Source organism: Kitasatospora sp. P5_F3, assembly GCF_054049135.1.
The window spans coordinates 1-3,446 of record NZ_JBFUMY010000163.1 but is presented as its reverse complement, the minus strand read 5'-3'; the positions used below and the strand labels follow the sequence as shown (position 1 = coordinate 3,446).

The 3,446-nt window shown below is 74.1% G+C and carries 5 protein-coding genes; 4 read left to right on the top strand and 1 reads right to left on the bottom strand.

All coding sequences use genetic code 11. The features are described from left to right. Positions 1 to 76 precede the first annotated feature (76 nt). A complete protein-coding gene (locus ACXJMZ_RS36895) occupies positions 77 to 373 on the bottom strand; it encodes a hypothetical protein (protein WP_457034364.1) in 297 nt (98 codons plus the stop codon). Positions 374 to 462: 89 nt separating this feature from the next. On the opposite strand from ACXJMZ_RS36895, the gene ACXJMZ_RS36890 reads away from it, so the two are divergent. From ACXJMZ_RS36890 to ACXJMZ_RS36875, 4 genes are all read left to right on the top strand, one after another. After that, a complete protein-coding gene (locus ACXJMZ_RS36890; RefSeq protein ID WP_457034363.1) occupies positions 463 to 1,182 on the top strand; it encodes a DUF6215 domain-containing protein in 720 nt (239 codons plus the stop codon). 127 nt (positions 1,183 to 1,309) lie between these two features. After that, entirely contained in the window at positions 1,310 to 2,716 is a 1,407-nt protein-coding gene (locus ACXJMZ_RS36885) for an NAD(P)/FAD-dependent oxidoreductase (protein WP_457034362.1), read from the top strand. 118 nt (positions 2,717 to 2,834) lie between these two features. Then, positions 2,835 to 3,203 carry a DUF6188 family protein gene (locus tag ACXJMZ_RS36880; protein WP_457034361.1) on the top strand — a complete coding sequence of 123 codons (369 nt, stop codon included), beginning with the start codon at positions 2,835 to 2,837 and terminating at the stop codon, positions 3,201 to 3,203. A 47-nt stretch (positions 3,204 to 3,250) separates the two neighbouring features. Beyond that, the coding region (locus ACXJMZ_RS36875; protein ID WP_457034360.1) for a DUF5685 family protein at positions 3,251 to 3,446 on the top strand (196 nt) is incomplete at its 3' end.

Here is a 3,446-nt window from a genome sequence, read left to right as displayed (position 1 = left end):
CCCTCGCCCTGGCCGTCGGCGGCGCCGGGGTGCTCGCGCTGCTGCCCGGCCCGTCCTCGGTCGAGCCCACACCCCGTCAGGACCGGCCGACCTCCGCTGCCGCCACGCCCAGCACCGCTCCCCCGACGGCGGCACCCAGCATCAAGCCCTCCCCCTCGGCCACCGCCCGGCCGAGCAGCGCCCGGCCGAGCGCCAGCCAGTCCATCGCCCCCGCCTCCTCCGCTCCCCCCGCCTCCAGCACTGTCACCACCCCAGCGGCCCCGGCTCCGTCCCCCGCCCCGTCCYCGGCCGCCCCCAGCCCGGCCCACCCGACGACACCCCAGCCCCAGCCCTCGCCCTCCCCCACCTGCAACCGCTTCATCTTCTGGTGCACCTGAACCCACCTGCGGCTCCAGAACGGCCGCTGATACCTTCGCCCGAGGTCACCGCGCCTTTGCGCTGAACCGACCCAGGGGGATCTTCATGACAACTGACACACCGTCGGCGCCGGTCGCCGCCGCACCGCCCGGCCACACGTCCGGCCACACGTCCGGCAAGGGCGCCAGGAGTGCCGTCCTCCAGACCGCCACCGCCCTGGCGCTGGCCACCGCCGTCCTCGGGGGCATGTGGGCGGCGGGCCTGTTCCGTCCGACGACGGCCGACGCCGAGCCCGCCAAGTGCTACCCGCCCAAGGCCACCGACGCACCCGAGTACCCCGCCCTCTGCGCCGCGCTGAACCGCCCCGATCTGCCGACGCTGCTCGGCACGCCGGGCACTCCCGTGTCGATCGCGCAGTCCGGCGGCGGCCCGATGACCTTCGCGGACGGGACGGTGGAGTACGACGCCTCGGCGCAGGTGCAGCTCGGGACCACCCATGTGGAGATCACCGACAACCACCTGCTCTCGGTCAGGACCGCCACCGCCTTCGCGAGCCTGCTGCCCCAGCCGACCTCGCTGCTCGGCCACCCCGCGGCCACCTACTCCGATCACACCCTGGCGCTCAACTTCAGCGGCGCGAACACCACCACCGGCACGGGTGGCATCGCCCGGCACCTGGTGGTCGCGAAGAGCCCCGACATCAACGGCGGGTCCTTCGAGATCACCATCTGGCGCCAGGATCGCGGTACTCCCGACGACGCCGCGCTGTTCCGGATCGCCGCGCAGGTGTTCCCCACTCTCCAAGGCTGGGTTCCGAGCCCGTAGCCGACCCGCCCACCCCGCCTGACACAGTGCCGGACCTGGCCGGAGGTGCGTGGCACTCTGTCCGTGGTCCCGGCCTTACGTCGGGCGATAGCCTCCCGGGCAGGTCACCGAGTGAAGGCAGGTCCCCGTGGGCTCCAACGGCAGCAGTCCCGTCGTCAACGGCGGTGTGTCGTTCTGGTATTCGTCGATCGGACTGCCCGCACCCCGCCCCGGGCTGCCGGGCGGCACGGACGTCGACGTCTGCATCGTGGGCGGCGGCTACACCGGGCTGTGGACGGCCTACTACCTGAAGAAGGCCGACCCCGGCCTGCGGGTGACGGTGCTCGAGCAACGGGTCTGCGGCTACGGGGCGTCGGGCCGCAACGGCGGCTGGCTGTACAACGGCTTCGCCGGTCGCGGCGCATTCGCCCGTCGGTACGGCACCGCGCCGGCGCAGGCGATGCAGCGGGCGATGGACGACTCGGTACGCGAGGTGGTGGACACCGCCGCCGCCGAGGGCATCGACGCCGACATTGCCCGGGGCGGCGTACTGGAGGTGGCCAGAACCCCCGCCCAGCTGACTCGGATGCGGGCCTTCGCGGCCGAGGAACACGCCTTCGGCGAGAGCGAGTTGGCCGTACTCTCGGCCGCCGAGGCGACCGCCAGGGTCCGGGTGGACGGCGTGCTCGGCGGCACCTGGACGCCGCACGGCGCCCGGATCCAGCCCGCGAAGCTGGCCCAGGGGCTGGCCCGGGTGGTGCAGGAGCTCGGCGTGGTGATCCACGAGAACACCGAGGTGACGGCGATCCACCCGGCCGGGCCCGGCCGCCGGGCCCGGGCGGAGACGGCCGCCGGGACGGTCACGGCCGACTACGTGCTGCGCGCCACCGAGGGGTTCACGGCCGGGCTGCGCGGCGAGCGGCGGACCTGGCTGCCGATGAACTCCGCGATGATCGTCACCGAGCCGCTGCCGGAGTCGTTCTGGGCGGCGACCGGCTGGCAGGGCCACGAGGTGCTGGGCGACTTCGCGCACGCCTACATGTACGCGCAGCGCACCGCCGACGGCCGGATCGCGCTCGGCGGGCGCGGCGTGCCGTACCGCTACGGCTCCCGCACCGACACCGACGGCTCCACCCAGCAGCGGACGGTGGACCAGCTCCGGGACATCCTGCACCGGTTCTTCCCCGGCGCCGCCGAGGCCCGGATCGACCAGGCCTGGGCCGGGGTGCTGGGCGTGCCCCGGGACTGGTGCGCCACCGTCGAGCTGGACCGCGCCACGGGCCTGGGCTGGGCCGGCGGCTACGTGGGCAGCGGCGTGACCACCACCAACCTGGCCGGCCGTACCCTCCGCGACCTGGTGCTCGGCGACCGCACCGAGCTCACCGCGCTCCCCTGGGTGGGGCACACGGTCCGCCGCTGGGAGGTGGAACCGCTGCGCTGGCTCGGGGTGCACAGCCTGTACGCCGCCTATCACGCCGCCGACCGCCAGGAGGCGGCCGGTCGCGCCACCACCTCCCCGATCGCCCGCCTGGCCGACCGGATCTCCGGCCGCTGAACCGGTGGCGGCAACCTGCCCCGACCGGCCGGGGTACGTGACGCGGGCAGGTCAGCGGACCAGAATGGAGGAGCGCACCTAGCTCCAGAGGAGCGCTCCTAGCTCCAGGAGGCACCGGATGACCGAGTCGATCGCCGAGCTACTGGCGGGCCGTCAGGTCCAGCAGGTCCGGGCCGGCACCGGCCTACGGCTGGAACTGAGCGGGTCGGTCACCGTCCTGGTCGACAGTGACTTCCGGCTGCTGGCCGTCGGGGGCGTCGAGCACTTCTACCCCCAGCTCGGCACCGGTGTGAGCCGCGGCCTGGCCGTGCTGACCGGCAGCCGTCTGACCGGCGCCGTGGTCAGCCCGGCGGGCGGTCTCGAGCTGGCCTTCGACAGCGGACGCCGGCTCGTCGTGCCGCCGGACACCGCCGAGCACCCCTGGCAGATCATCGGACCCGACGGCCCGCTCTTCACCGCCGAGCCGGGCGGCTATCTGACGGGCTGAGCCCACCCGTACCATGCTCCCGGACCACGATCACAGGGGGAACGGGAATGTTCGGGATCATCAGACCGTGTCGGCACAGCCTGCCCGAACCGCTGCGCGCCGCCTGGCTCGCGCACCTCTGCGGGCTCTGCCTGGCCCTGCGGGACGGCCACGGCCAGTTGGCCAGGACGGCCACCAACTACGACGGCCTGGTCATCTCGGTGCTGGTCGAGGCGCAGTCGGCGGCGGCGCCCACCCCCCCCC

Bases quoted from the DNA above. Each gene is read 5' to 3' on its own strand.
- ACXJMZ_RS36890 (WP_457034363.1), top strand. From the start codon at position 463: ATGACAACTGACACACCGTCGGCGCCGGTCGCCGCCGCACCGCCCGGC.
- ACXJMZ_RS36880 (WP_457034361.1), top strand. From the start codon at position 2,835: ATGACCGAGTCGATCGCCGAGCTACTGGCGGGCCGTCAGGTCCAGCAG.